This is a genomic window from Micromonospora globispora (assembly GCF_003857015.1).
GTDB classification, from domain to species: Bacteria; Actinomycetota; Actinomycetes; order Mycobacteriales; family Micromonosporaceae; genus Micromonospora; species Micromonospora globispora.
Genome location: NZ_QGGF01000387.1, coordinates 71282 through 97075, shown reverse-complemented (window position 1 = coordinate 97075; position 25794 = coordinate 71282). Strand labels below are relative to the sequence as shown.

Below are 25794 nucleotides of genomic sequence, written 5' to 3'. Positions count from 1 at the left end.
ACTCACCTCCGCCACCTTGCAGCGAACCTCGGGACAGGTATCGCCAGGAATCCCCCGGGCAGCTGCTTCACCTAGCTGACGTTCTCCTGCAAGCCCTCGTCGTTGCGATCGACGGGCGTTGCGCCGAGGTCGAGCGCGATGTCGACGATCATGTCTTCCTGTCCGCCGACAAGTGCGCGGCGCCCGACTTCGACGAGCAGGGTGCGGACGTCGATGCCGTAGGCCATGGAGGCGGCTTCCGCGTGCCGGAGGAAGCTCGAGTAGACCCCTGCGTATCCGAGCGTGAGGGTCTCGCGGTCGACCCGGACCGGCCGGTCCTGCATGGGACGCACGAGGTCCTCGGCTGCGTCCTGCAGCGCGAAGAGGTCGCACTGGTGTTTCCACCCGTGGATGTTGGCGACGGCGATGAAGGGCTCGATGGGGCAGTTTCCGGCGCCGGCGCCCTGACCGGCGAGCGACGCGTCGACACGGGTGACGCCCTCTTCCACGGCGACGACGGAGTTCGCCACCGACAGGGAGAGGTTCTCGTGCGCGTGGATCCCGACCTGTGTAGCGGGGTCGAGGACGTCGCGGTAGGCGCGCACGCGCTCACGGACGCCGTCCATGGTGAGCCGGCCACCGGAGTCGGTGACGTAGACACAGTGGGCGCCGTAGGACTCCATCAACGAGGCCTGGCGGGCGAGCTCCGCCGCGGGAGCCATGTGGCTCATCATCAGAAAGCCAGAGACGTCCATGCCCAGCTCGCGGGCGGTGGCGATGTGCTGGGCCGAGACGTCGGCCTCGGTGCAGTGGGTGGCCACGCGAACCGAGCGGACTCCCAGGTCGTAGGCCTGCTTGAGCTCCTTGATGGTGCCGATCCCGGGCAGGAGGAGAGTGGTGAGACGGGCTCGCGAGAGGTTCGCCGCAGCGGCCTCGATCCACTCCCAGTCGCTGTTGCTGCCGGGCCCGTAGTTGAGCGAGCTCCCGGCGAGTCCGTCGCCGTGGGCGACCTCGATGCCGTCGACGCCGGCGGCGTCGAGGGCGGCCACGATCTGGCCGACCCGCTCGGGGGTGATGCGGTGCCGGACGGCATGCATGCCGTCCCGCAGAGTGACGTCCTGGATGAACAGCTCGCTCATGCCACGGTCTCGCGTTCTGCCGTACGGGCGGCGATCTTCTCGGCGACACGGAGCGCGGCCGAGGTCATGATGTCGAGGTTGCCGGCGTACGCCGGGAGGTAGTGCGCGGCGCCCTCGACCTCGAGGAACACCGACACCTGATGGGTCACCGGGGTGCCGCCGGCCAGGGTGTGGACGGGCTGGTCCGCGGGCACCGGGTTGATCTGCACGGCCTGCTTGAGTCGGTAGCCCGGGACATAGCTGGAGACATCGGCCACCATCTGCTCGATCGAGGTGCGGATGGCGTCGTGGGTGGCCGGCTCCGGGTCGCCGATGAGGGCGAGCACGGTGTCGCGCATGATCAACGGTGGCTCGGCGGGGTTGAGGATGATGATCGCCTTACCCCTCGCCGCGCCCCCGACGGCCTCGATGGCGTGCGAGGTGGTCTCGGTGAATTCGTCGATGTTGGCGCGAGTGCCCGGACCGGCCGACCTGGAGGCGATCGAGGCGACGATCTCGGCGTACGACACCGAGGTGACCCTCGAGATCGCGGCGACGATCGGGATGGTGGCCTGGCCGCCGCACGTCACCATGTTCACGTTGTCGGCGCCGACGTGCTCGCCGAGGTTGACCGCTGGCACGACGTACGGACCGATCGCGGCGGGCGTGAGGTCGATCAGTTGCTTGCCGTACGGCGCCAGTCTGCGCGCGTTCGCCTGGTGTGCCTTGGCCGAGGTGGCGTCGAAGATGATCTCGATGTCATCGAACCCGTCCATCGCGATCAGTCCGTCCACACCCTCGTGGGTGGTCGCGACCTTGAGTCGAGCCGCGCGCGCCAAGCCGTCGGAGGCGGGATCGATGCCCACCATCGCGCCCATCGTCAGGGTCGTGGAGAGGCGCAGTATCTTGATCATCAGGTCCGTGCCGATGTTGCCCGAGCCGATGATGGCTACCTTGGTCTTCGTCATCACTGGTCCTTGTCGGAGAAGCTCGCCTGCACCGAGCCGAGGGCGGAGATCTCGGCGCGTACGGTGACTCCCGGGCGGACCGGCACCATGGGGCCGAGGGCGCCGGAGAGCACGACCTGCCCAGCCGTCAGCGGCTGGCCGAAGTCACGGGCTGTCTCCGCCAGCCAGAGCAGGGCGTTCAGGGGGTCACCCAGGCAGGCCCTGCCGGCGCCTTCCGAGGCGAGATCGCCGTCGACGTACATCCGCATGGTCACGTCCCTGGACTCGAAGTCGTCCAAGGGCACATGCTGCGTCCCGAGGACGAACAGACCGCTCGAGGCGTTGTCGGCCACGGTGTCGGTGATGGTGATGTCCCAGTCGGTGATCCTGCTGTCCACGATCTCCAGCGCGGCGACGGCGTACTTGATCGCGGCGCGCACCTGCGCGATGGCAAGGTTCGGCGCGTCCAGGTCGGCGCCGAGCACGAACGCGATCTCCGCCTCCACCTTGGGTTGTAGGAGCCGCCGGGTGGGGACGGCACCGAGGCTGGAGACGTCCATGTCATCGAAGAGCACACCGAAGTCAGGCTGGTCGACGCCGAGCTGTTCCTGCACGGCCGGCGAGGTGAGCCCGATCTTGCGGCCGATGATCCGGGCGCCGCCCGCCAGCCGATCCTCGGTCAGCCACTGCTGAACGGCGTAGGCGAGCGCGAGGTCGCTGGTGCCGATCTGGTCGCGTACCGGCGGACACGCCGCCCGATCGCGGCTCGCGGCGGCGAGGCGGGCGGCGGCCGCTGCGGCGATCGCGGTCCGGTCGCCGCTGGGGTGAGCTGGAGCGTTCATCGGGGCCTTCCATCGGTGGCTGCGGCAGGACAACCCTCGCGCAGCTCCCTAGTCCGCTCCTACTCGCGCGTTCCACTGACCGGAACGCGTTCGCTCAGCCTTCTCGCCTGGCCAGGGCGTCGCGGCGGGCGAGGGTGGCCGCCATGCCGGCGGCCGCGGCCTTGACGGACACCCCGTGCGAGTCGGGTCGGAACCGGGTCACCGGGCCGGTGACGCTGAGCGCCGCGACGGGCCGGTCGGCGGCGTCGAGGACGGGGGCCGCGACGCAGACGATGCCGACTGTGGACTCCTCGTACTCGAACGCGACGCCGGTCTCGACGACCCGTTGGAGTTGGCGTCGGAGGATGCCCGGGGCGGTGATGGTCCGTGGCGTCCTTCGCTCCAGGCCGGTCTCGGCAACCCGCATCAGCAGTGCTGGCTCGGAGTGGGCGAGGAGGGCCTTGCCGATGGCCGTGCAGTGCACCGGCATCCGGCCGCCGATGCGCGACGGGGACGGGACCTGCCGGTGTCCGCCGATCTTGGACACGTAGACCACCTCGGTGCCCTCGAGGACGCCGAGGTGCACGGTCTCGTGGGTGCGTTCGTAGAGGTCTTCCATGAAGGGCGTCGCCACCTCGAGCAGGCCCCGTTCGACCGAGGCACGCATGCCCAGCTGGAACACCTGACTGCTCAGGCGGTAGCCCCGGTCGGTCCGGTCCAGCAGGCGCGCGTCGACGAGGTCACCGATGACGCGGTGCAGGGTGCCCTTGGCGAGGCCGGTGCGGCGCGCCAGCTCGGCGAGGCTGACGCCGTGGTCGTCGGCGGTGAACGCGAACAGCACCGAGACCACCTTGCTCAGGACGGACGAGGTGTCGACGGGGGGATGGCGATCGCTCACGACGGACAAATCTAACGCTGACGGGCCGTGGTCGGTAGACCACGGCCCGTCGCGAGGGCGACGTTCAGACGTTCGCCAGCGGCTCGCCCGAGCGCGACTCGGGCGACGCGTCGGTGAGGGCCTGGTCGCGGGTCTCCTTGGTCAGGAGCACCGCGAGCGCGCTGAGCACCGCAGCGCCCATCACCAGGACGGTGACGTAGCGGAGGCTGCCGCCTGCGGCGGCGACCAGTGAGGCGGCGACCAGCGGGCCGAAACCGGCGCCGAGGGTGGTGGAGAGCTGGTAGCCGAGGGAGGCGCCGGTGTAGCGGGCGCGGGTGCCGAACATCTCCGCGATGTAGGCGGCCAGTGGGCCGTACATCGACGCCTGCAGGATCGGGTTACCCAGGATGTACCCGGCCAGGAGCAGCCACCAGTTGTCGCTGCCGAGCAGTCCGAACAGCGGCCAGGCCAGGACGAACGTGGCGCAGGCGCCGACGATGATCACGGGGCGACGCCCGATCCGGTCCGACAGCGCGGCGAAGGCCGGGATGGTGAAGATGTGCAGGAAGCCGGCGATGGCGGTGATCCACAGGACGGACGCGCGCTCATGGCCGTTTCCGATGGCGTAGCCGATGATGAAGGCCGCGAGCAGGCCCTGCACGAGGAACGCCGTGCAGCCGGCGAGCATCGCCAGGAGCACGTTGCGCGGGTGCCGGGTGAGGACCTCGGCGAGCGGGGGACGCTGGGGTGCCAGGGCTTCCTCGGCGTCAGCCTTGGCCTTGGCCTCCTTGAAGATCTCTGACTCGGTGATCGAGAGGCGGATCCACAGACCCACTCCGACGAGGACGGCGCTGAGCAGGAACGGCAGCCGCCAGGACAGGTCGCTGTCCCCGAACGCCATCGAGGAGAGGGCGAGCACCGTGGCGGCGAGCACCGCCCCGGAGGGGCCGCCCATGTTGGCGAAGGAGGCCGCGAAGCCTCGGTGCCTGCCGTCGGCGTGCTCGAGCGACATCAGGGCCGCGCCACCCCATTCGCCGCCCACCGCGAGGCCCTGGACCACGCGGAGAAGGGTCAGGATGATCGGTGCGGCGATCCCGAGGGTCGCGTACGTGGGCAGGACTCCGATGAGGAAGGAGGCCGCGCCCATGAGGGTCATCGTGACGACGAGGGTCGACTTGCGGCCGAACCTGTCGCCGAAGTGGCCGAAGACCGCGCCGCCGACCGGACGTGCGGCATATCCCACGGCCAGGGTCGCGAACGACAGGACCGAGGCGAGCGGGCCGTCGACGTTGGTGAAGAACAGCTTGTCGAAGACAGTTGCCGCGACGAGCGCGTAGAGCAGGAAGTCGTAGAACTCGATGGTGCTACCCAGGTAGCTCGAGATCAGGACGCGGCGGGTCTGCCTACGGTCAGAGTGAACCGGGGTGGTGGTGGTACTCAAGATAACTCCCGGGGGTGTGTGTAAATACCGCACAACGGCGTGTAAACTTCGGATAGGGTGACCGGCATCACGAGGTGGTGTCAAGGGGGGTGACGTGGGAATTTGCAGCCATCGGTCGCACGTCAGCGACCGGTGCCGCCGTTAAGGTGCGGGGCATGACTAGTCAGACCCAACCGCCGGAGCCGAAGATCATCGGTTCGCAGACGCTGGCGCGTGGCCTCCGCGCGCTGGAGTACGTCGCGACGAGCACCCACGGCGTGACCGTGCAGGATGTCTCCGCCGAACTGGGTGTGCACCGAACGATCGCCTACCGGCTCCTGGCGACTCTGGCCGAGTTCCGGCTCATCGCCCGGTCGGCCGACGGACGGTTTCGTGCCGGTAGCGGGCTCACCGCCCTCGCTCAGGGAGTACAGCGGGGTCTCCGTGACCTTGCCGAGCCGCTTCTGCGGCGACTTTCCCGCGAGGCCGAGGCCACGGTCGCGCTGTTAGTCGAGGAGGGCGACGAGGCGGTGGCGGTCCTCGTCGTCGAGCCGCCCACCACGTCGTACCACCTGACGTTCCGGACCGGGAGTCGCCATCCCATCGAACGTGGAGCCGCAGGAGTCGCTCTCCTTGCCGGGCGTCCGGCGACCCTCGGGGAGCCGGAGTCAGTCAGCCTGGCCCGCGGTCGCGGCTATGCGATGACCCATGGCGAGGTGGAGCCGGGGGCCTACGGAGTCGCGGCCCCGCTGAGGCGCGTCGAGGGGACCCCCGGTTCGTGCGTCAACATCATCACCAATCGCCGGGATGTCGCCGAGCGTGCGATTCCCGTCCTGCTTGAGGTCGTCCGCAGCCTCGACGCGGCGCTCGTCTGAACGCTGAGCCGCGCACCCGGCGAGAAAGGCGCGGCCTTCCCTTGACAAGACCGGCGTGTCCAGGGCCACAATGGTTGTGTAAATAACGCATTGACTAGAGCGATAGATGAGACAGGGGGCTGGGATGGCCGAGTTCACCAGCGTGTGGTCCGACCTCAACCAGGTGAAGTTCAGCCAGGGATTCCTCCAGGCCGGTCCCTATCGCACCCGTTACCTGCACACCGGAGACGACTCAAAGCCGCTGCTGCTCCTGCTGCACGGCATCACCGGCCACGCCGAGGCCTACGTCCGCAACCTCCAGGCCCACGGCCAGCACTTCAACACCTACGCCATCGACTTCATCGGCCACGGCTACTCCGCCAAGCCGGAACACCCGCTCGAGATCGAGCACTACATCGATCAGATCCGCCAGGTGATGGAAACCCTGGGTGCGCCGACGGCCTACATCTCCGGAGAGTCGCTGGGTGGTTGGGTCACCGCCAGGTTCGCCCAGCTGTACCCCGAGAAGGTGGAGCGGATCGCGCTCAACACGATGGGCGGCACCATGGCCAACCCGAAGGTGATGGAGCGTCTTCTCACCCTGTCCACCGAGGCCGCGAACGACCCGAGCTGGGAGCGGGTAAAGGCCCGACTCGAATGGCTGATGGCCGATCCGGCGATGGTGACCGACGACCTGATCAAGACGCGGCAGCAGATCTTCCAGCAGCCCGACTGGAAGATGGCCTGCCAGATGAACATGGCGCTGCAAGACCTCGAGACCCGCAAGCGCAACATGCTCAGCGACGACGACCTGCGGGCGATCAAGGCAGAGGCGCTGGTCATCTGGACGACCAAGGACCCCTCCGGCCCGGTCGACGAGGGCCGCCGCATCGCCGACCTGATCCCCAACGGGCGCCTCGCGGTCATCGAGAACGCCGGTCACTGGCCTCAGTACGAGCAGACAGCGGAGTTCAACCGCATCCACCTGGACTTCCTGCTCGGCCGCTGAGCGGTCTCTGCGAAGGAGCACGATCATGACCACCGCGGTAGACACTGACGTCCTCGTCGTCGGAGCCGGACCGGTCGGCCTCACCCTGGCGAACCTGCTAGGTGTGTACGGCCAGCGGGCAACGCTCATCGAGGCGCGCACGGAGCTCATCGACTACCCCCGAGGCGTGGGTCTCGACGACGAGTCGTATCGCACGATCCAGGTCATGGGCCTCGTCGACCAGGTTGCCCAACACACCGTGCCGCAGCACATCGCCCGCCTGGTCAACGGCAAGGGACAGGTGCTCGTCGAGAACAATCCGCGCACCGACGAGTTCGGTTGGCCGCGCAAGCACGGCTTCGTGCAACCACTTGTCGACCGGGAGCTGCACGCGGGCCTCGACCGGTTCGAGCACGTGGACATGCACTTTGGGCACGAGCTGGTCGGCATCACCGACCTCGGCGACCACGTGCTCGTCGAGGTGAAGGTGCAGGGCGAGGAGCGCGTGCGACAGATCCGCGCCAGGTATCTCGTCGGCGCCGAGGGCGGCCGTTCCTTCACCCGCGAGTGGATGGGCATGGAGTTCGAGGGCCTGTCGCCCTCCACCCGCTGGCTGGTGATCGACGTCAACAACGACCCGCTCGGCACCCCGAACGTCTACCTCGGAGCGGATCCGCGCCGACCCTACGTCTCGATCGGGCTACCGCACGCGATCCGCCGCTGGGAGTTCATGCTGTTCGACCACGAGTCGGCCGAGCTCGTCGAAGACCGAGCCTTCCTGTACCGGATTCTCGCCGACCACGTGCCCGACCCGCGCGCGCTCGACGTCATCGGCCAGCGGGTGTACACCCACCACGGCCGCATCGCGAGCAGCTTCCGCAACGGCCGTGTGATGATCGCCGGCGATGCCGCGCACCTGATGCCGGTCTGGCTCGGCCAGGGCTGGAACTCCGGCATCCGTGACGCTACGAACCTCGCCTGGAAGCTCACATCGGTGCTGGCCGGACTGTGCAGCGACGCGCTTCTCGACACGTACGACGTGGAGCGTCGCGAGCACGCCAAGGCGATGATCGACATCAACATGACGGCCGGCACCATCATGAAGTGCGGCCCGGTGCAAGGCCGGATCCGCGACCTCGTCGCGAACGCCCTCAACCTGGTTCCCTCGATCAAGAGCTGGTTCACCGAGCTTCGGTTCAAGCCGATGCCCCGCTACGCCCGGGGCGTCGTCGTCGACCACAGCCTCCGCACCCCCGGCTCCGCGGCACTCGAGATCGCCCAGCGGTACCTGCCGATGGTCGACGCCCCGGCTAAGAAATCACCGGTGGGGGTGCAGTTCATTCAGCCTCGCGTCAACATCGCCGGAGAACGCGACGTCCTCCTCGACGACGTGATCGGCAACTGGTGGACGCTGGCCGCCTACGGCAACAGCCCCGCCCGGCATCTCTCGCAGGCCGACCTTGAGCAGGTGCAGAGGCACCGCATCCACCTGGTGGCGTTCGTCCCGGAGACCCAGCGGGAGTGGGCGGAAAAGGAGTATGCCGCCTCGCCGGTGCCGGTGACCGTCGTGGGTGACGCCCACGGGCGGTTGAAGCAGTGGTTCGACAACCGCCCGATCGGTGCCGTCTTCCTCCGCCCCGACCGGTTCGTCGCGGCAGCATGCCTCGGCCAGGAGATCCCGGCCACCCTCCGGGCCGTCCTGATCGCGATGTCCGCCAAAGAGAAGGGAGCAGAGAATGTCAGTGGCACTGGTCTGCATGTCGCATAGCCCGCTGCTGGAGTTCAGCGACCCGCCAGCCGACGTCCGAGCCGCCGTCGACGACGCCTTCAATAGCGCGCGCGGCTTCGTGAAGGATTACGACCCGACCCTCATCGTCTCCTTCGCGCCGGACCACTACAACGGCTTCTTCTACGAGCTGATGCCGCCGTTCTGCCTGGGCTACGAGGCAGTGGCGGTTGGTGACTACGGCACGCAGTCCGGCCCGCTGGACGTCCCGATCCCGGTTGCGGAAGCTCTGTCCCAGGCAGTACTCGACCGCGACATAGACATGGCGATCTCACGCCGGATGGAGATCGACCACGGTGCCGTGCAACCCCTGGAGATCCTGTTCGGCCACATCGCCGCGAAACCGGTGGTTCCGATCTTCGTCAACGGCGTCGCGAAGCCCTTCACCTCGATGCGCAGAATCCGGCAGATGGGCACAGCGGTCGGCGAGTACCTCGCCACGCTCGACGAGCGTGTCCTGGTGATCGGCTCCGGTGGTCTCTCGCACGACCCGCCCGTCCCGCAGTGGGCAACCGCCACCGACCAGCAGAAGGCGATGTTGCTGAACGGCAGGCACCCCACCGCCGCCGCCCGGGACGCGCGCCAGCAGCGGGTCATCGAAACAGCCAGGCAGTTCGCCACCGGCGAGGCCGACATCCGAGACCTCAATCCTGCATGGGACCGGTCGTTCATGACGAACTGCGCCACCGCGGACCTCGAGCAGATCGACGCCTTCACCCCGGACCAGATGGCGGCAGACGCCGGCAACAGTGCGCATGAGGTACGCACGTGGCTGGCCGCATTCAGCGCCCTGCGTGCCGCCGGTCCGTACCGGGTCGAGACGAGCTTCTACCGTCCAATCCCCGAGTTCATTGCCGGGTTCGGCCTCATGACTGCCCGGTGAGCTCCTGCAGCATCGCCGTCGTAGCTGCGCCACCTCCACTTGCAGAACGTCGTTTCCTCCGTGCCTTGCCGCCCTCATCGAGGCGACCCTATTCGTCACCGGCGCCGTCATTAGCCCCCGACCGGCGGATGGCTCACCCTCGGCGCATACCGGGGGCAGGCTTGACTTGGCGCCGAGCGGGGGGAGCGACGCTGGCGACGGACATGGCCGAACACTGGTAGTACTCCGGGAAGCAGGCTCTCAACGCCCTGGAAACCTTCTTCCCCGGCGGTATCCCGTCGAACATCGGGGCGACCAGCTCAGTCTGGCCGGAAGCCGAGCGCTGATCGCCACGCCCGTCTCGCCGAAAAGACGCCCGATGACGATCGGCCCGCGCTGCGGCCCTCTCATGTCCTGTCGCCCTCGCCGGTAGCCGACCGACACTACACGGGCAGCTGAGAGGGCAACGGTGTGCGTGCGCGGCCGGGGTGGGCGGGGGTCCAGCCGAGTAGTTCGCGGGTGATCGCCGACGACGCCGGATTGTCCATCTGCGCGAATGACCCGAGGAAGCCGAAGCAGTCGCCCGCCTCGTCGGGGCTGATGCTTCGGACCGGGATGCCGAGGTTGCGGCCGACGGCAGTGGCGATTTGCTTGAAGGGGACTCCTTCGTCGTCGACTGCGTGCAGGCGCGAACCGGCCGGTGCTTTCTCGAGGGCGAGCCGGTAGAGGCGGGCCGCGTCGAGCGTGTGCACGGCCACCGGTTGGCACCCTCGCCGACGTATGCGGCGTACCCGTTCTGCCGGGCGGTGGCAACCTGACTGCCGCGCTTCCATCAGGGGCCCGGTTTCGATTAGGGGTAGCCCTATCGCGCCGCCGATCGCCGGATCAGCTCGTCGGCGTCCTCGTCAGCTGCTGCCTCCCACTTCTCGCCGTCACCGAAGGGCTGGTAGGCCGGCCTCGCCGGCCGGCCCCGGTGCCCCAGGGTGACACCGTCGACGACGGAGATCTGCCACTCGCCCCCGAAGCTGCGTTACCGCTGCTCCACGTACCAGTCCGGATCACACGCTCCGCCCGCCGTACCCACCTACGCATCGTCGAACACTGGGCCTGGGCCGCCGTTCTCGCCGCCGCGTCCGGCCGCCTGACCGCGTTACCCCGACCCACCACCTGAACCCACATCCCGCCACCACGAGCACCCGGAGGAACCCGGCCACCGCGCCAGGCCACCGGCATACCCACGACCCGGAACAACCAGCCAAAGGAACAACCAGCCATCTCAACGGCCTTGATCAACAGTTAGCGAAAGACCGAGGTTAGCTGAGGGCGGCCGAGGACCTGGCGGCCCGGGGGTCACGCGCGGCGTCCGGGAGGTGTCAGGAACAGCTCCCGATCGCGCCAGACCACGACGACGGACAGCACCAGCAGCAGGACGGTCTGGATCACCTTGGTGTCCGGGTGCGTGAGGAAGAGTTCGTTGCCGAAGTTGGCGGCGAGGTGGAAGACGATCGCGACGAGGACGCTGCGGCCGGAGCGGTAGTAGAGCCAGTTCATCAGGATGACGAACGGAATCAGCGAGGCTGCGAGGTTGAGGGTGTGGATCAGGCCCTCCTCGACGACCTCCGCCTGGTAGTAGCCCTTGATGAAACCGAGCGGCACATGCCACAGCACCCAGACGACACCGAACACCAGCGACGCCCACAGGACTTTCATCCGGGACACGAGCGCATCCGTCCCGTAGGTGTGCCAGGCAACCTCCTCCAGGACGGGGGCCAGGGTGAGCGTGATCCACGCCGGAATCAGGCCCGACGCGAACGAGAATCCGTTGCGGAGCTCGAACTGCGAGGCGTCGTAGCCGAATGGGATGGAGAGCGCGGTGGCGACGAGCAGGGAAGCGGGGAGCAGGGCGACGGCCGCCAACCAGACCCAGGCGCGGGTGCCGCGCGGCGCGACCAGGCGAGTGAGGACGTCGCGGGTGAGCCCGTCCTTGCGGATGAACCAGATCGCCACGACGACCGGGGCGGCGAGACCGGCCAGGCTGAGGCCGGCCATGACGGCGAGGGTGACCTGGCTGGGATCGGGCTGGTGCGACAGCCAGGCGGCGGTGAACCACAGCGCCCACGGGATGGCGGTGGCGAGGACGTAGAAGGCGAGGGGGTGGCGGTAGCGGCTGACGTTCTTTAGCTCCGGCGCGCGACGCGTCTTATCAGGCCGGGTGGGTTGTGCCGTGTAGGTCATGACCCGCATCCTTTCTCTACTGCGTAGAAATCGTCATGGCTTGCAGGGTTAGCTCCGGGAAACCTCAGGGTCGCCTCCGGGTTGGGGGCCACTCCAACCGAGAACGAGAAGCCATCCGCGAACTTCAGCCGGTCAATCGATTGTTCGAACGGCAGGGAAAGCAGCGTTGCGACCACTACGACGACAGGCATGATGACCACGATGGGGATCAGCGAGGACGGCCGGATCAGGCGAAAATTGAACAGGCGTTTACGGAAGGTCTTCTTGAGGTCCGGTGAGTTGGAGACAGTATCATTCACGTCGCGGTTGCGAATGGCGCGACCAGGCCGGGAAGCAGCAGTGCGAAATACCCGCTCCCTGCTCCCGGTTGATAGCTGAGATGCGCAGCGGCGAATCAGGATCCCCAGGTCACGAGATATATCGCAAGGAACAAGCGGAACGGCTGGTACTTGTGTCCGGTAAGCATTGACGAACTTGCACCTCACATTCGGGGGAAGAGGAAATCGAAGGATCCGGGCCTGGCACCCAGCTGCTTCTCGACGAGGGAAGGGAATGCCTGGGCCCTTCTGAGCAGGGTCTCACCAGTCCAGGGAAATATGCCCTCGTCGGTCAGGAACTGAATCGAGGTAAGAATGAACTCCGCCGTTTCCAGCGGCGGTGCCGCCAACTGGAACAGCCCTTCGTCGTGGCCCTGCTGAAACAGCTTGGCGTACAGCGCCGCCTGCTGCTGTAGGACGACGGCCAGCAGCCGAGCATGCATCCCAGCGTTCGTGGAACGGTGAAGCTGCTGCATCAGGTCCTGGTTGTTATCGGCGACGCGCCCCGCCGAAACCAGTGCACGGATCTTGGTGAGCGCGTCACCGGTGGTCTCATCGACGATGAACTCCATGCGCTTGATCGACTCATCGGCGATGTTGTTGATGACGGCTTCGAGCAACTCTTCTTTGGACTTGAAATAGTGGTAGATGGTGCCCTTGGCGACATTTAGCTCCCGCATAAGGTCGTGCATCGTGGTGCCTTCAAAGCCATTGGCCCCGAACAGGTCGCGGGCGGCTTCGACGATGTCAGCCCTACGTACCTCAGGCTTCTTGACGACTCTCGTCATGCGTCCCCTACCTCCAAGTCGTCCGGTACGGGCGATCGACCGACCGTCGGTCACTTGCAACCATACCTCTCGACCGACCGTCGGTCAATCATTGAGGTTGCCCCGCCAGAGCTGGGTCGATGATCATCTCTGAGCCCTCGCCGGCCCGTCGTGCGGTGGCCGCCAGGCTCGGATTCACCCATGTGGTCGAGCCCGCCGAGCTCCGGAGCGTGCTGGACGAGCTCACGCGAGGGCTGGGTGCCGACGTGGTCTACGAGTGCATCGGGTTCCATCGCTGTTCCAGCCGTCGGCGGAGCTGGTGCGCCGGGGCGCGACGCTCGCGTTGCTCGGCTATCCGCTGGAGAACTCGAGCGTCAGCTACGGCGATTGGCAGAGCCGCGAACTGACGGTGATCGGGTCACTGGCCTACAACCACGAGGACTTCGTCGGCGCCATGCAGGCGATTGCCGCGGGTCGAATCGACGTGGCGTCACTGCACAGCGGCACCTTCGGCCTGTCATCGCTGAAGGACATTCTCGAGGAACTCGATTCGGGCCGGAGCGAGCACGTCAAGGTGTTGATCGACCCGAAGCGGGAGGACCGGACCTGACCCGGTTAGCAGGCTACGCCACGGGTCTGCGGCCGTTATCGTCTCAGAGAGAACCCGGGGCCCGGGTGGTCGTCCGGGGCGCTCGCTGGAGGAGCGGAGTGGATGTCCCTGCACGTGATTGTCGGTGCCGGTCCGGTGGGAACGGCTACCGCGCGGCTGCTTGCCGAGCGGGGTGAGGCGGTGCGCATCGTGAGCCGCCGGGGGAGGGGCCCCGAGCACCCGGCTATTGAGCGGGTCGCCATGGACGCAACCGACGTGGAGCGCCTCAGCGCGTTGGCCGACACCGCTGCCGCCGTGTACAACTGCGCCAACCCGCCGTACCACCGCTGGTTGACCGATTGGCCCCCACTGGTGTCCGCGCTGCTGGCCGCCGCCGAACGCAGCGGCGCTGTGCTCGCCACAGCGAACAACCTCTACGGGTACGGCCCGGTTACCGGACCAATGGATGAGTCGACGCCGTTGTCGCCGACCCATCCGAAGCTGCGGCTGCGGGCGGACATGTGGCGGGACGCGCTGGGGCGGCACGAGGCCGGCCGGATCCGTGCCACCGAGGTGCGGGCCAGTGACTACATCGAGGCGAATTCCCTATTCAGCATTGCGGTGGCCAAGCCGCTGCTGGCTGGCAGGCGAGCGTACGTGCCGGCACCGCTGGACGTGCCGCACAGCTGGACGTCGGTTGCCGACGTGGCGAAGACGCTGGTCGCCGTGGCGAGTGACGAGCGGGCCTGGGGCCGGGCCTGGGCTGTTCCGACGAACCCGCCGGTGACCATCCGTGAGCTGGCTGGGCGGTTCACCCAGGTCGCGGGTGCGCCTGCGCCGGAGCTGACCTCCATTCCGTACCCAGTCATCTGGACGGTCGGGCTGTTCTCCCCGCTGGTCCGGGAGCTGCGAACAACGCGTTACCAGTTCTACAGACCATTCATCCTCGACTCAACACTCACCACCCGGACGTTCGGCATCCAACCGACCCCGCTCGATGAGGTGCTGCGCGCCACCGCCGCATCGCTGCGCAGGTGACGGCCGCCGAGGTGGTTCCCGCCGGGACGGCCGCACAACCCACGGCGCCGCCACCGCACCGCATGCCTGTCGGTGGCAAGTCCGGCCCACGACCTCGGCCGCCAAATGCCGATCAAGATGACCAACGACGCCCAGCAGTACCCAAGAAGCACCAGTTCAGCTGTGATGTGACGGCGGCAAGGCCGTCCCGGTCTCGGGGTCCTCTAGCCTATAGCCGGACGACCCTTCCCGGCGAGGCGCTCTGGTCCGAGCCGTCGGAGCCCCGGCCGACGCCAAAGCTGGCAAACCCGTCGGCGGGCGCGCGAAACGGCCTAGCATCCCCTGTGTAGCGCCTGGTAACTGACAGTAGTTGGCGACTGATGCAGGCCGGAGGTCGGACACGATGGGCGTCAAGCAGGCGGTAACCACCGAGCAGCGAAACATGGAACTTATGCAGACCCTCGACGACTCCTGGAACGCCCAGGACCTCGCGACGTTCAACAGCCGCCACCACGAGAACGTGGTGGTGCGGTGGCCGGGCAAGCCGGAGACGCACGGCCAGCACAACCACGAGACCGAGTCGATCCAGGTCTTCCGGGCGTTCCCCGATCAGCACCTGGACAACCGGCCGTACAAGGTGCTCTTCGCCTCGGGCGAGTGGACCTGCTCGATCGCGCGCTGGACCGGCACTATGACCGGGCCGATGGTGGGCCCGGACGGCAAGGAGATCCCGCCGACCGGCAAGTCCTTCGAGGTTGACTTCTGCACTGTCGCTCGCTGGGTCGACGCCAAGATCGTCGAGGAGAATCTCTTCTATGACCTGACCACGTTCATGAAGCAGATCGGGTTGGCCTGATCGGCTCGCGCAGATCCCGCTCGCGTTCCGCGCCGAGGCCGGCCCGCCGCAGCCAGGTCAGCTACCGATGCCGTTGATTGGACCTTGTCAGCGCCGGGCGACGGCTAACGGCGGGGAGTCATGCTCCTCGAATGCGGCGAAGGTGAGCAGGTCGGCACGAGCGCCTGGTTCGCGGCGCCTGTCGAACTTGCTGGTGGCATCGCCCTGGTGGTCGGGCTCGCGGTACCCGTGTCTGGACTGCTCCTCGCGCTCGACATGCTCGGTGCCTTCCTCATCGTCCACGTCGGCAACGGGATCTTCGTGAATGCCAATGGGTTCGAACTTGTGCTCGCGCTCGGCGCAACGGCTCTCCTGCTCGCCGCGGTCGGCGCAGGACGTTTCAGTCTGGACCGGCTCATCGCGCCTCGGCTGTCCGGAGGCGCGGACGTCGGGCGTCCGAGCCTGCTGCGGTCTGAGCGTGAACGACCTGCTGGGTGGGTGACAGTCGCGCGATTGCTCTGCTCCTACCACGACACTGCCCGTCGGCGTGGGCGGCAGGATCAGGGATACGAGCGGCAGCCGCAGAGCACGTGCTTCACGGCTGCCGCTCGTATCAGTGCCGGTGTGGCGGTAGCGGGGCCGGACCGGACCCGCCGCCCGGGCCGACCGCCGCATCCGCCACGAGCCGCTCATCCCAGGTGAGTCTGTCCACCCGCCCCACGCGGACCGCCACCGGCGGCATCCCCGCCCGAGGCGCACCCCACAGTGAAGCCCTCGCGTGCGTCGCCTCGGTTGCGTTGCCGGCTCCTGCCTTGACTGCCCGCTACGAGACCGTGTCGACGCAGGCGCTGGGCTACTCGGGTGCGGGGGATTCGACAACGAGGGCAGCGCCGCGGCACAGGACTGGACTGTGATCGTCACGCTGTCCGAGGGGAGCAGGGTCGCCAGCGCCAGCGGGGAGAAAGGCGGCAGGACGGGCAGGCGGTCACCTTCACCGGGCTGCCCAGTGCCGTAACGTCAGGAATCAGCCCTCGCCCGCCACAGTGCCAGCGCCAGCCAGGCCGATCCGACCGCGACGAGCAGGCCATGTGCGACCCGGACGGCTGCGGGCGTGGAGAACTGCGGAAGGAAGAGGGCGAAGCCGAGTGCGAAGAGGATGCCGCTGGCGCGCGGCAGCACCCCCGAGCGCCAGACCGCGACGGCGGTCAGGACGGCCGATACTCCGAGCGAGATGAGGCCGATCCCGAACGTCGTGATCGCGACGGGGTTGTATCGGACCGTGTCGACCAGGTCGAGCAGGTCGAGAGGCTGGCCTGCGGCGTACCTGCTGGCGATCGCGTGCAGGCCGAAGTCCTCGGCGCCGTAGTAGGGCAGGACCAGTCCCACGCCGATCCAACCGGTCACGACGGCGACGAAGGCGAGCCGCTCGGCGCGGGTGTGCCTGACCGCGTCGCGTACGGCGAGCAGACCCAGCGCCACCAGGATGAATCCGATCATGGCGAACACGTGCGACGCGACCCACCAGTCCGAACTCATCGCCCGGGTCGCGCCGTCGACTGTTGATTCGTCGTGCCACGGCCGGGTCGCCGGGTAGAGGGCGAACAGGACGCCGGCGACAGCGAGAGCGAGGGCGCCGAGCCGGGTGCGGGCGGGGCAGGTGGGCATCGGGTTCTCCAGCTTCAAGATGAGGTGCGGGGCAGGCTTGCGGTGAACATGTGGATCAGTTGCTCGTGGGTGGTGTCCAGGTCCTCGGGCAGGCCGAAGCCGCCGGCCGCCTCGATCGAGGCGAAGCCGTGAACGATCGCCCGCAGGCAGCGGGTGGCGTGGATGGCGGCCTCGCCTTCGAGTCCGTAGCCACGCAGCACCGCGAGGAAGATCTCCAGCAGCCGGGTGCCGGCGCTCGCCAGGGCCGGGTCGTGCAGTGGATCCGGCGGCATCGCGGCGTGACGGGCCGGATGGTCGACCGCATAGCGACGATAGGTGCGCATCAGAGCGGCGACGGCGTCGTCGCCGCTGCGGCCGACCAACGCGCTGGTAGAGCGTTCGGTCAGTTCTTCCATGATCCGTACGGCCATCAGTGTCCGCAGCTGAGCGAGGCTGCCGACGTGCTTGTACAGCGAGGGCGCGGCGACTCCGGTGCGTTCGGCGACCGCGGCCAAGGTCAGGGCATTCAGGCCCCGATCATCGATGAGGTCGAGAGCCGCGTCGACGACGGCCGCGGTGGACAGCCCGGCCCTAGGCATGATCGTACGCCCGGCCGCCGGAGCGGGTCTGGGAGACGGCTGGGCTAATCCACATAGCCACAAAGATACGCCTAATAGCCGAGGCCGTTAACGCGCTGGTCATGGCGGCTCCGTCACGCCAAAGGTTCCCGCGACCAGGGCTCCGACGCCGACGGTGTCGCGCAGCTTTGGTGCCGCAGCCCGATGCAGATTGCGGTGAGCCCCGCCGCCGCGGCGGGTGCAATTGTCAGGCCAGCGGCCCGAGGACCCGAGACCCGGACGAGCCAACCTCACCCCGACCGCGTTGGTGAAGAGCCTCCTGATCCTGGCCCTGCTCTGGTTCGCGTGGACCACCTTCGCCGCGCTGGGCAACGTCGTCCGCGTCGATCAGGGTGTCATGCCCCTGGTCGGGTTCGGCGGGTCAGCTTCGCCGCCCTCACCGGGCCGGCCGGCAGAAGCTCGAAGAGGCGGCCAAGATTCACGTACGCAACCTCGAGCGCGTCTTCGCCGACTACACCAGCGACGAGACCTTGAACGACCTGCTCGACCGGCTCCCGCGGCGTGACCGCGAGCGGCCGGCCGACGAGGCGGCACATTGCGCCACGCCCGGCGATGCCTCAGCCCCGTCCGGCTGACCTGGTTGCTCGCCAACCGCTCATGGCCGACGGCCGTCGACGCCGGGACGCGTTACCGCGGGGTCGGTCTGGCACAGGAGCCGGGCGAGGGCATCCGACTTCCGTTCGGGCACGGGGGATCTGGTGGGCGCGGAGCGTCGACAGCACTCCGATCGCCATCGCCTCGGCAGTCGAAGGTTAAAGGCCGACGAGTCTGGCTACTCCGATTATGCCATGCGCCAGGCGCGGCATCGATACGGAGACAGGCTCTATGGATCCGACGGGTGAATTCTTTGACCGGCTGGGCCGGCGGAGGCACGAACCTCGTTTGGAGAGGGTCAGCGGCACCATCCGCTTCGACATCGCGCATGCGCGTCGCATCGACCACTGGTTTGTCGAGATCGAGGACGGGGACCTCAGCGTGTCACGGGATAGCCGTGACGCCGACTGCGTCGTCCAGATCGACAAGGCAGTGTTCGACCGAGTTGTCACGGGCGAGACGAGCCCGGTAACGGCGTGGTTGAGGAACCAGGTCACGATCCGGGGGGATCTGACCCTGCTGCGCCTCTTCGAGCGGCTATCTCCCGGGCCCACTGGCGCGCGTGATCCCCGACACGTCCGTACTGCCCCGGCGCCGACGCCGGAGCCGGCCGAAGCCGGCGACGAGGAAGCGACTGCCATAGCGGAGGAACTCGTCAGCATCCTGGACGGAAACACGTTCCTGGTCAGTGACGGCCGCGGCGATATCGAGGCTTCACCCACCTTCCCGACCGGGCTCTTCTCATTCGACACCCGCTACCTGTCAACCTGGCGTCTGAGCATCAACGGCCAACGACTGCACGCGCTTTCCGTCGACGACCTGCAGTACTTCGAAACCCGGTTCTTTCTGGTCCCCGGCGCGCCGACGCACTACATCGACGCCAAGGTATCGGTGATCCGTCAGCGTTCGATCGGGGGCAGCTTCGACGAGCAGCTGACCGTTCTCAACCACGAGAACAAGCCGGTGGACCTACAGGTGCGGGTGGACGTTGGCAGTGACTTCGCCGATCTGTTCGAGATCAAAGACGCACAACGAAAGAGGGGGAGGCATTACACGCTGGTCGAGAACGGGCACTTGCGGCTGGGCTATGAGCGGGAAAGCTTCCGCCGCGAAGCGGTGATCTCATCCACCGAGCTGGCTCAGATCGACGAACAGGGCCTGACCTTCGACGTCCACCTTGAACGGCAAGGCTCCTGGACAACCAGACTGCACCTGGCGGCGCTCGGCCACGATGGCCGCGACATTCGGGCGACGCTGCAGGGTAAGGGCCCTCGCGGCAAACGAGAGATGCGGCAGGTCTTGGACAGTTGGCTGGACCAGGCGCCGAAACTGAGGAGTGATTACCAGCCCCTCACGATGACGTACCACCGCAGTCTCGTTGATCTCGCCGCGCTGCAGTACCGGCCGATGACTGTCGGAGGGCAAACCCTGCCGGCCGCCGGCCTGCCGTGGTTCATGACAACCTTCGGCCGTGACAGCATCCTGACCAGTCTGCAAGCGCTGCCGTTCACGCCGGACCTCGCCGCTACGACGCTACGCGCGCTTGCCATCGGGGTCGGTAGGAAACTGGACGACTTCCGCGACGAAGAACCAGGGAAGGTCTTCCACGAACTGCGGTTCGGCGAATCGTCGGCGTTCGAGGAGCAGCCGCACTCGCCGTACTACGGCACCGCCGACGCTACGCCGCTCTGGCTGGTGCTCCTGGACGAGTATGAGCGTTGGACGGGCGACGACTCACTGATACGCCGGCTCGAGCCGGAGGCACGGGGCTGTCTCACCTGGATCGACACGTACGCCGACGCACTAGGCAACGGCTACATCTGGTACCAGCGGCGGAACACCACGAACGGCCTGGAGAATCAGTGCTGGAAGGATTCCTGGGATTCGATCTCATATCATGACGGCCGCCTGCCCCCACTACCTCGGGCGACGTGCGAGTTACAAGGCTACGCGTACGACGCGAAACGCCGCGCCGCCCGGCTGGCCCGCCAGTTCTGGAACGACCCTGGCTACGCAGAGCAACTTGAACGCGAAGCCGCCGACCTCAAGGAACGGTTCAACCGTGACTTTTGGATCGAGGACGGCGAATACTACGCGCTGGCCCTCGACCCCGATGGCCGGCAGGTCGACGCCCTCGCCTCCAACATCGGGCACCTACTGTGGAGCGGCATCGTCCCACCAGACCGGGCCAAACAGCTAGCGAACCACTTACTCGGGCCGAAACTGTTCTCCGGTTGGGGCGTACGCACCCTGGCCACCGACGCCGGACGCTACAACCCCGTCGGCTACCACGTGGGCACCGTCTGGCCGTTCGACAACTCGTTCATCGCTTGGGGCTTGCGCCGCTACGGCTTTGCCGAGGAGGCCGGACGCATCGCGGAGAGGGTCATTGATGCTGCGCAATACTTCCGCGGACGACTGCCCGAAGCGTTTGCCGGCTACGACCGGGAACTAACGAAATATCCTGTTCAATACCCGACCGCCTGCAGCCCCCAGGCCTGGTCAGCCGGCGCGGTGCTGCTGTTCCTGCGTACCATGCTCGGCCTCGAATCACATGACGACCACCTGGTGATCAAGCCCGCGCTACCCAGGACAATCGGCCGGATCGAATTGCTCGACATCCCCGGTCGCTGGGGCCCCGCGGACGCCTTCGGACGCAGCCGACTCAAGGAGCTCGGCGCGGCTGATCGCGAAGTCCCAGGTGTTCAGGACGCCGGTGAACCGTAGCCGGCACAGCCGCATGGTGTCCCCGTCGGTGGTGGTCGCGTCGACGTAGGCGAACCCGGCGCGGAAACGGAGGTGCGCGTCGGCCAGTTGCGGCCGACGAATGCGGGCGTGCTGGCGTCACACCCGGCGGGATGATGCTGGTTCGAATCTCAACGAATCGCGGCATCTGGCCACGACTCGGCATGCACGGGTTGCACCAGAGCAGACGCCCATGGGAGGCACTTTTGATCGAGCACGCTGTCTCGCCGCTCGAGGAATCAGTTGAGCGCGGCTGTAAGGCGCACGCCGGGCCTTGGCCTATGGGATGGTCGGGTATGCGCTAGGCCTCTCCGTTGGCCGCGGCAAAGGGCTGCGTGTCGGTTGCGGTTCCACGTCGCCTGAATCCCTAGAGAACGCCGTCAAGGACGGCGACGAGGGACCGCCGTTCGCGGGGCGAGCTGATCGCCGCATGACGCGAGTTGAATCTTCAACCACATGCTCAGAGTCCCATCCCCTCTCATTTGGGAAGGGCATGACCGAAATTGATCATACGGAGGACATCGTGGTTAACAGTTCGACCCAGCACCGTGGCTCCATCGGGACCGTGTCCCAGATGGGCATCCCCGACAAGGTGGACGTGGCGATAGTCGGGTCCGGCGGTGCAGGCCTGATGGCGGCACTCACCGCCGCCAAGGAGGGCGCACGAGTCCTTGTCGTCGAGTCCCGGGAGATCGTTGGGGGCGCCACCGGGATCTCTGCGGGTGCCGCGTGGATCCCCAACCACGGCTTCTCGACCGAGGCCCTGAAGGTGAACGACGACCTGGACCAGGCTCGGCGCTACATCTACGGCGAAGGTCGCGATCAGGTACTCGACCACGACCTGGTGGAGAAGTTCCTGGAAACCGGACCCCACGTCGCCAGGTTCATCGAAGAGCACACTTCCTTTGGGTGGATCCCGACGATCTGGCCGGACTATCGCTCCGACATCGACGGGGCGTCCGTCGGTCGGTCACTCTTCCCCGGCCCGTACTCCCCGGAAGGACTGGGGGAGGCCGCGAGGTTCGTGCGACCGGCTCTGACGACTGGCATGGCCAAGAACCCGCTCCCGTTCTGGCTGCTGGCTGGGATCGGCATTAAGGACGTCTGGCTCGCCGGACCGGCATTGGTCGGAGCTCTGATCGAGGCTGGCCTGCGCAATGGTGTCGACGTACGCGTCGAGACACCCGCGACCCGACTCCTCTTCGATGAGTCGAGGGTGCGGGGGGTTGTTGTACGGGCTGATGGCGTTGAGCACACGGTGCGCGCCACCAGGGGGGTCCTGCTAGCCAGCGGCGGCTTCGAGAGCTCGACCGAGATGACCAAGACCCACCTCGGCGCGCCCTTCGGGGTCCAGGTCTCCCCCAAGGGCCATGACGGCATCGCGGTGCAGTTGGCCCGGGAGGTGGGCGCTGATCTGACCGGCATGGAGGATGCCTGGTGGATGCCCGGGGTCCAGTTGCCCGGTGAAGAACTGGAGGGCCGCCCACTCAGCCGTGTGTTCCTCGGCGAGCGAGCGCTGCCGCACAGCATCATGGTGAACAGCAAGGGTGAGCGCTTCGCGAACGAGGCGACGGCGTACGACCAGTTCGGGAAGATCATGCGAGAGGTCGACCCGGCGACGGGCACCATGCCCAATGCCACGGCGTGGCTGATCTTCGACCAGAACTACTGGACGAAGTACGGGATTTTCGGCGTCACGCCGGGCGGAGAGGTGCCCGACTTCCTCCACCGCGCCGACACCCTGTCAGAGCTGGCGGCCAAGATCGGGGTCGACGAGGTGGGGCTGCTCCGCACCGTCGACCGGTTCAATCCCGAGGCCGCACGAGCTCGCGACCCGCAGTTCAACCGCGGTGACACCTTGTTCGACCGCTACTTCGGCGCCTTCTATCCCCGGCTGGGCAAGTACTCGCCCGACGCGCGGTTCCCCGCCGCCACCGCAAAGGCACGGAGGGGCATCGCAGCGGCGATCGGACCGATCGTGAACAAGCTCGCGGCACGTGCGGCGAAGAAGAATGACCCCGAACACCTGCGCTCCCTCGTGGTCGGGCCCTTGGCGAAGATCATCCGACCTGTCTTGAAGAGCCCGAGGTCAAGCGTCCTAGGACCCATCAACACCTCCCCGTACTACGCGCTCAAGGTTGAGGCCAGCGCGCTCGGCACGGTGGGTGGCCTGAAGACTGACGCACACGGGCACGCGCTGGACACCGATGGCAAGGTCATCCCGGGCCTGTACGCCGCCGGCAACGCAGGAGGCGCACCAACGAAGGGGTTCTACGGGGGTGCCGGAGGGACGATCTCGCTGGGGCTGGTGTTTGGCTACCTAGCGGGACTGGAGGCAGCCCAGCGCAGGATGACTCCTGAGCCATCTCGTTCTTGACCTGTTCTTGACCTTTGACCCGCTATCCTCGCAGCCGCAGCCGCCCTCGATTTTGTTGTCTTCAGAGGGTGGTTCGGGAGTCTATGCCCGTTGTGGGTCTCTTCACCCTCGCCTCGCCAGCGCCATCCGCATAGCCCCACGAGCAGGACCTCTAATCCACGGCCAGGTTGAGTAGCGTCTTGCGGGTGGTCGCGAGTTCGGCCAGTTCGGTCTCGGCTGCGGTGAGCTGTGCGGTGAGTGTGGCGATCTGCTCGCGGATCCGCTCGGCCGTCATGCCGGCGGCCGTCTCGCGTTCGGTGATCAGATCGTGGATCGACGGCTTGGTCACGCCTGGCGTCCGGGGTCGCGCCAGGATGGGGTGGTGGTGCCGGTCAGCCGGCGGACCAGGTTCGCCGTGGACGCCCACAAGGTGCGCGACACCGAGGAGGCGGGGCGGCTCTCGTACTCGCGGGTCAGCCGGCGGTGCAGCATCAGCGTGCCGTTGGTCTGTTCCACCACCCACCGGCGCTTGTCCGGCACGAACCCGGCCGCGGTGTCGGCACGCTTGACCTGCTCGACGTCGATACCGCGCACCGCGCCGTGGATCGCCACGTCATCTTTGAACCCAGCATCCACCCACGCCTTGGTCACCGAAGGGGTGTGCGCCACGACCTCGTCCAGCAGTTGCACGCCGATCGCGTTGTCGGTGACCGACGCGGCGGTGACCACCACCGCGATGATCAACCCGAGCGCGACCACGGCCCCTTGATCCGTGAGTGTCGGTAGAAGGCGTTGACCACGACGCCGTCGTTGTCGCGGTCGATGGCGGTGCGGAACACGCCTCTGGTGGTGGAGCGGATCTGCCGGTTAAAGATGATCTCCATGTTGTCGAGGCGGCCGATGTCGAGGTTGTCCGCGGCGAGGGCTTCGAAGAAGGCGCGGGCGTGGCGGGGTGCGGTGAACACGATGGTCTTGGCGACCTCGATCTGGCGCATGGAGATGTCCCACCAGTAGCCGGCCGCCCGATCACGGGTGGTGAACGGTAGTGGTAGGCGGGCCCACCAGCGTTCGGTGAACACGGTGATGGTGCCGGGTCCGAGCCGATCACAGATGCCTTGCAAACCGGTGGGGTCGTCGCAGGCGGCGAAGCCGTTGGACAGTTCACGGAAGCTGATGCCGGCCTTGGTGGCTTGGCGTTTGGCCCACTCGCGCCCGTTGAACCAGATCTTTCCCGGGTAGGGGAAGTAGGCGCAGATCTTGATGAACGCCGGCCCGAAGTCGGTGTCCCACAGGTAGAAGTAGTAGCAGGTGACCCGCCGGTCGACGCGCTGGTACGAGAACCACACGGCTCCGGTGTCGGTGGCGGACTTGGTCCCGATGAACACGCGCTGGTACTCCTGCGCCACGCCGATCGCGACGACCTGGGAACGGCCGGTGGCCGCGGCTTTGCGCATCAACGGCATCACCTGGTCGATCTTGGGTTCCGGCCATGGGCTGTCCGCCAGGACACCCGGCCGGGTCCTCTCCTTTCTGCCGGTGAAGTTGAGGACCGGGATGTCGTTGGCCTCGGCGAAGGCCATCACCGCCCGGCGGAAGCTTGCCCACGGCGTTCCAGCAGCGCGGGAGACGGCACCGGCTTGCCCTCGTGCTGGTTGAGGAAGCTGACCACCTGGCCGCCCACGACCAGGTTCGGCACGGACATGGTGAGGTAGACCCGGTCCAGGCAGTCGATCTCCAGCAGCTTCTGCCCGTCGAGCACGTCGTTGACCGTGACCGCATTCGTTCTCGTTAGACGTGAGGCCATGACCAACCTCCGCATCCACGCCTACGAATGCCAGGATGCGCCCACCACCAGCGGTCCGACCAGCCCAGCCACCCACCTCGGCGGTCCGAGGCGGAGCCTCACTGGTACCAAGGCCGTGAAGTTGAGGATTGCCCTGGTCTGTCCCGATGTACGCGGCGGTCGACTACACCCAGGCGACAGCGCAGGGCCTGCTGCAAGGCGGCGTAGCCCTCATCTGCGGCAGCTTCGACCACCTCTACACGGCGCAGGTCGGCGACACCGCACCGGTCGACGGGTCCATTTCCGAGTTCAACGGCACCTGGGCCGAGGCCGACCCGAACGGCAGCACGGCGAACAGCCCCTACACCTACTCGACGACCCACTACATCGAAGGCCGGATGCTCTCCGGAGTGCAGCGGACGGTCAGCCCGGCCAAACCAGCCAGGCGTGCGACGTCCAGGGCCACCTGGCGTGTCTGCTGCGGTGGCTGGCCCCGCCGGGTTTCCTGGCGCAGCCGTCACCTTGCCTGTTACGAGGTCGAGCTCGAGCATATTCTTCCCTGCGAAATCTCAAAGCAAGCGATTGTGCTAGGCAGAAGACGACCTTAACCTTGGCGGAACCA

At 67.2% G+C, this 25794-nt stretch carries 25 protein-coding genes and 2 pseudogenes; 12 read left to right on the top strand and 15 right to left on the bottom strand.

Translation table 11 applies throughout. The features are described 5' to 3' along the window. Window positions 1-71 precede the first annotated feature (71 nt). From dmpG to DKL51_RS20400, 5 genes are all read right to left on the bottom strand, one after another. On the bottom strand, window positions 72-1118 hold the full coding sequence (gene dmpG, locus DKL51_RS20420; RefSeq protein ID WP_109966279.1) for a 4-hydroxy-2-oxovalerate aldolase: 1047 nt from the start codon (window positions 1116-1118) through the stop codon (window positions 72-74). Continuing rightward, window positions 1115-2065 (bottom strand): acetaldehyde dehydrogenase (acetylating), encoded by a 951-nt coding sequence (locus tag DKL51_RS20415; protein ID WP_109966278.1) that lies wholly within the window; start codon window positions 2063-2065, stop codon window positions 1115-1117. The genes dmpG and DKL51_RS20415 overlap by 4 nt, the downstream gene beginning before the upstream one ends. Next, the gene (locus DKL51_RS20410; protein ID WP_109966277.1) at window positions 2065-2886 is read right to left on the bottom strand and encodes a 2-keto-4-pentenoate hydratase; all 822 of its coding nucleotides are present in this window, start codon (window positions 2884-2886) and stop codon (window positions 2065-2067) included. Before DKL51_RS20410 ends, DKL51_RS20415 begins: the two co-directional genes overlap by 1 nt. A 94-nt stretch (window positions 2887-2980) precedes the next feature. Further along, window positions 2981-3763 (bottom strand): IclR family transcriptional regulator, encoded by a 783-nt coding sequence (locus DKL51_RS20405; protein WP_109966276.1) that lies wholly within the window; start codon window positions 3761-3763, stop codon window positions 2981-2983. A 64-nt stretch (window positions 3764-3827) separates the two neighbouring features. Next, complete coding sequence (locus DKL51_RS20400) at window positions 3828-5183, bottom strand: MFS transporter (RefSeq protein ID WP_221623212.1); 1356 nt, start codon at window positions 5181-5183, stop codon at window positions 3828-3830. Between the two features lie 89 nt (window positions 5184-5272). Here DKL51_RS20400 and DKL51_RS20395 point away from each other — a divergent pair, with 89 nt between their 5' ends. The 4 genes from DKL51_RS20395 (at window position 5273) to DKL51_RS20380 (ending at window position 9673) form a co-directional block, all read left to right on the top strand. Further along, window positions 5273-6037 carry an IclR family transcriptional regulator gene (locus tag DKL51_RS20395; protein ID WP_221623211.1) on the top strand — a complete coding sequence of 255 codons (765 nt, stop codon included), beginning with the start codon at window positions 5273-5275 and terminating at the stop codon, window positions 6035-6037. A 124-nt stretch (window positions 6038-6161) separates the two neighbouring features. Next, window positions 6162-7025: an alpha/beta fold hydrolase gene (locus DKL51_RS20390; protein ID WP_109966274.1), complete on the top strand. Its 864-nt coding sequence runs from the start codon at window positions 6162-6164 to the stop codon at window positions 7023-7025. A gap of 25 nt (window positions 7026-7050) precedes the next feature. Further along, window positions 7051-8772: a bifunctional 3-(3-hydroxy-phenyl)propionate/3-hydroxycinnamic acid hydroxylase MhpA gene (mhpA, locus tag DKL51_RS20385; RefSeq protein ID WP_185734858.1), complete on the top strand. Its 1722-nt coding sequence runs from the start codon at window positions 7051-7053 to the stop codon at window positions 8770-8772. Then, complete coding sequence (locus DKL51_RS20380; protein ID WP_207786371.1) at window positions 8747-9673, top strand: 3-carboxyethylcatechol 2,3-dioxygenase; 927 nt, start codon at window positions 8747-8749, stop codon at window positions 9671-9673. The genes mhpA and DKL51_RS20380 overlap by 26 nt, the downstream gene beginning before the upstream one ends. Before the next feature lie 422 nt (window positions 9674-10095). Here DKL51_RS20380 and DKL51_RS20375 read toward each other — a convergent pair whose 3' ends face one another. From DKL51_RS20375 to DKL51_RS20360, 4 genes are all read right to left on the bottom strand, one after another. Next, on the bottom strand, window positions 10096-10410 hold the full coding sequence (locus tag DKL51_RS20375) for a Rossmann-fold NAD(P)-binding domain-containing protein (protein ID WP_185734857.1): 315 nt from the start codon (window positions 10408-10410) through the stop codon (window positions 10096-10098). A 592-nt stretch (window positions 10411-11002) separates the two neighbouring features. Continuing rightward, entirely contained in the window at window positions 11003-11887 is an 885-nt protein-coding gene (locus DKL51_RS20370) for a CPBP family intramembrane glutamic endopeptidase (protein ID WP_109966271.1), read from the bottom strand. Beyond that, window positions 11884-12186: a hypothetical protein gene (locus DKL51_RS20365; RefSeq protein ID WP_123809795.1), complete on the bottom strand. Its 303-nt coding sequence runs from the start codon at window positions 12184-12186 to the stop codon at window positions 11884-11886. The genes DKL51_RS20370 and DKL51_RS20365 overlap by 4 nt, the downstream gene beginning before the upstream one ends. A gap of 182 nt (window positions 12187-12368) precedes the next feature. Beyond that, window positions 12369-12992 carry a TetR/AcrR family transcriptional regulator gene (locus DKL51_RS20360; RefSeq protein WP_109966270.1) on the bottom strand — a complete coding sequence of 208 codons (624 nt, stop codon included), beginning with the start codon at window positions 12990-12992 and terminating at the stop codon, window positions 12369-12371. Window positions 12993-13111: 119 nt separating this feature from the next. On the opposite strand from DKL51_RS20360, the pseudogene DKL51_RS37215 reads away from it, so the two are divergent. The 5 genes and pseudogenes from DKL51_RS37215 to DKL51_RS37210 form a co-directional block, all read left to right on the top strand. Beyond that, window positions 13112-13207, top strand: a pseudogene (locus tag DKL51_RS37215) (hypothetical protein); the annotation flags it as partial. Between the two features lie 41 nt (window positions 13208-13248). Beyond that, window positions 13249-13581 (top strand): hypothetical protein, encoded by a 333-nt coding sequence (locus DKL51_RS35820; RefSeq protein ID WP_260428592.1) that lies wholly within the window; start codon window positions 13249-13251, stop codon window positions 13579-13581. Between the two features lie 102 nt (window positions 13582-13683). Continuing rightward, window positions 13684-14598 carry an NAD-dependent epimerase/dehydratase family protein gene (locus DKL51_RS20350; protein WP_109966269.1) on the top strand — a complete coding sequence of 305 codons (915 nt, stop codon included), beginning with the start codon at window positions 13684-13686 and terminating at the stop codon, window positions 14596-14598. A gap of 382 nt (window positions 14599-14980) precedes the next feature. Next, the gene (locus DKL51_RS20345; protein WP_109966268.1) at window positions 14981-15433 is read left to right on the top strand and encodes an ester cyclase; all 453 of its coding nucleotides are present in this window, start codon (window positions 14981-14983) and stop codon (window positions 15431-15433) included. Window positions 15434-15553: 120 nt separating this feature from the next. Then, window positions 15554-16114, top strand: coding sequence for a DoxX family protein (locus tag DKL51_RS37210; RefSeq protein WP_109966267.1), 561 nt, complete (start codon window positions 15554-15556; stop codon window positions 16112-16114). A gap of 315 nt (window positions 16115-16429) precedes the next feature. Here DKL51_RS37210 and DKL51_RS20335 read toward each other — a convergent pair whose 3' ends face one another. Then, complete coding sequence (locus tag DKL51_RS20335; protein WP_109966326.1) at window positions 16430-17077, bottom strand: hypothetical protein; 648 nt, start codon at window positions 17075-17077, stop codon at window positions 16430-16432. A 14-nt stretch (window positions 17078-17091) separates the two neighbouring features. Then, on the bottom strand, window positions 17092-17655 hold the full coding sequence (locus DKL51_RS20330; RefSeq protein WP_109966266.1) for a TetR/AcrR family transcriptional regulator: 564 nt from the start codon (window positions 17653-17655) through the stop codon (window positions 17092-17094). A gap of 864 nt (window positions 17656-18519) precedes the next feature. Between DKL51_RS20330 and DKL51_RS20325 the strand changes: the two genes are divergently transcribed. After that, window positions 18520-21015, top strand: coding sequence for a glycogen debranching N-terminal domain-containing protein (locus DKL51_RS20325; protein WP_165824585.1), 2496 nt, complete (start codon window positions 18520-18522; stop codon window positions 21013-21015). Window positions 21016-21607: 592 nt separating this feature from the next. Continuing rightward, window positions 21608-23410, top strand: coding sequence for an FAD-dependent oxidoreductase (locus tag DKL51_RS20320; protein ID WP_207786367.1), 1803 nt, complete (start codon window positions 21608-21610; stop codon window positions 23408-23410). Window positions 23411-23561: 151 nt separating this feature from the next. Here DKL51_RS20320 and DKL51_RS35050 read toward each other — a convergent pair whose 3' ends face one another. From DKL51_RS35050 to DKL51_RS20305, 4 genes and pseudogenes are all read right to left on the bottom strand, one after another. Further along, window positions 23562-23738, bottom strand: a complete 177-nt coding sequence (locus DKL51_RS35050; protein ID WP_165824563.1) for a hypothetical protein — start codon at window positions 23736-23738, stop codon at window positions 23562-23564. After that, window positions 23735-24151: pseudogene (locus tag DKL51_RS20315) on the bottom strand (transposase); the annotation flags it as partial. The pseudogene DKL51_RS20315 and the gene DKL51_RS35050, both read right to left, overlap by 4 nt. Beyond that, entirely contained in the window at window positions 24130-24969 is an 840-nt protein-coding gene (locus DKL51_RS20310) for a hypothetical protein (RefSeq protein WP_109966263.1), read from the bottom strand. The gene DKL51_RS20310 and the pseudogene DKL51_RS20315, both read right to left, overlap by 22 nt. Next, a complete protein-coding gene (locus DKL51_RS20305; RefSeq protein ID WP_123809794.1) occupies window positions 24969-25193 on the bottom strand; it encodes a hypothetical protein in 225 nt (74 codons plus the stop codon). The genes DKL51_RS20310 and DKL51_RS20305 overlap by 1 nt, the downstream gene beginning before the upstream one ends. Before the next feature lie 146 nt (window positions 25194-25339). Here DKL51_RS20305 and DKL51_RS20300 point away from each other — a divergent pair, with 146 nt between their 5' ends. After that, complete coding sequence (locus tag DKL51_RS20300; RefSeq protein WP_109966261.1) at window positions 25340-25780, top strand: hypothetical protein; 441 nt, start codon at window positions 25340-25342, stop codon at window positions 25778-25780. Window positions 25781-25794: the final 14 nt, after the last annotated feature.

Bases quoted from the DNA above. Each gene is read 5' to 3' on its own strand.
- dmpG (WP_109966279.1), bottom strand. From the start codon at position 1,118: ATGAGCGAGCTGTTCATCCAGGACGTCACTCTGCGGGACGGCATGCAT.
- DKL51_RS20415 (WP_109966278.1), bottom strand. From the start codon at position 2,065: ATGACGAAGACCAAGGTAGCCATCATCGGCTCGGGCAACATCGGCACG.
- DKL51_RS20410 (WP_109966277.1), bottom strand. From the start codon at position 2,886: ATGAACGCTCCAGCTCACCCCAGCGGCGACCGGACCGCGATCGCCGCA.
- DKL51_RS20390 (WP_109966274.1), top strand. From the start codon at position 6,162: ATGGCCGAGTTCACCAGCGTGTGGTCCGACCTCAACCAGGTGAAGTTC.
- mhpA (WP_185734858.1), top strand. From the start codon at position 7,051: ATGACCACCGCGGTAGACACTGACGTCCTCGTCGTCGGAGCCGGACCG.
- DKL51_RS20370 (WP_109966271.1), bottom strand. From the start codon at position 11,887: ATGACCTACACGGCACAACCCACCCGGCCTGATAAGACGCGTCGCGCG.
- DKL51_RS20360 (WP_109966270.1), bottom strand. From the start codon at position 12,992: ATGACGAGAGTCGTCAAGAAGCCTGAGGTACGTAGGGCTGACATCGTC.
- DKL51_RS20350 (WP_109966269.1), top strand. From the start codon at position 13,684: ATGTCCCTGCACGTGATTGTCGGTGCCGGTCCGGTGGGAACGGCTACC.
- DKL51_RS20345 (WP_109966268.1), top strand. From the start codon at position 14,981: ATGGGCGTCAAGCAGGCGGTAACCACCGAGCAGCGAAACATGGAACTT.
- DKL51_RS37210 (WP_109966267.1), top strand. From the start codon at position 15,554: ATGCTCCTCGAATGCGGCGAAGGTGAGCAGGTCGGCACGAGCGCCTGG.
- DKL51_RS20335 (WP_109966326.1), bottom strand. From the start codon at position 17,077: ATGCCCACCTGCCCCGCCCGCACCCGGCTCGGCGCCCTCGCTCTCGCT.
- DKL51_RS20330 (WP_109966266.1), bottom strand. From the start codon at position 17,655: ATGCCTAGGGCCGGGCTGTCCACCGCGGCCGTCGTCGACGCGGCTCTC.
- DKL51_RS20325 (WP_165824585.1), top strand. From the start codon at position 18,520: ATGGATCCGACGGGTGAATTCTTTGACCGGCTGGGCCGGCGGAGGCAC.
- DKL51_RS20320 (WP_207786367.1), top strand. From the start codon at position 21,608: ATGGGCATCCCCGACAAGGTGGACGTGGCGATAGTCGGGTCCGGCGGT.
- DKL51_RS20310 (WP_109966263.1), bottom strand. From the start codon at position 24,969: ATGGCCTTCGCCGAGGCCAACGACATCCCGGTCCTCAACTTCACCGGC.
- DKL51_RS20305 (WP_123809794.1), bottom strand. From the start codon at position 25,193: ATGGCCTCACGTCTAACGAGAACGAATGCGGTCACGGTCAACGACGTG.
- DKL51_RS20300 (WP_109966261.1), top strand. From the start codon at position 25,340: ATGTACGCGGCGGTCGACTACACCCAGGCGACAGCGCAGGGCCTGCTG.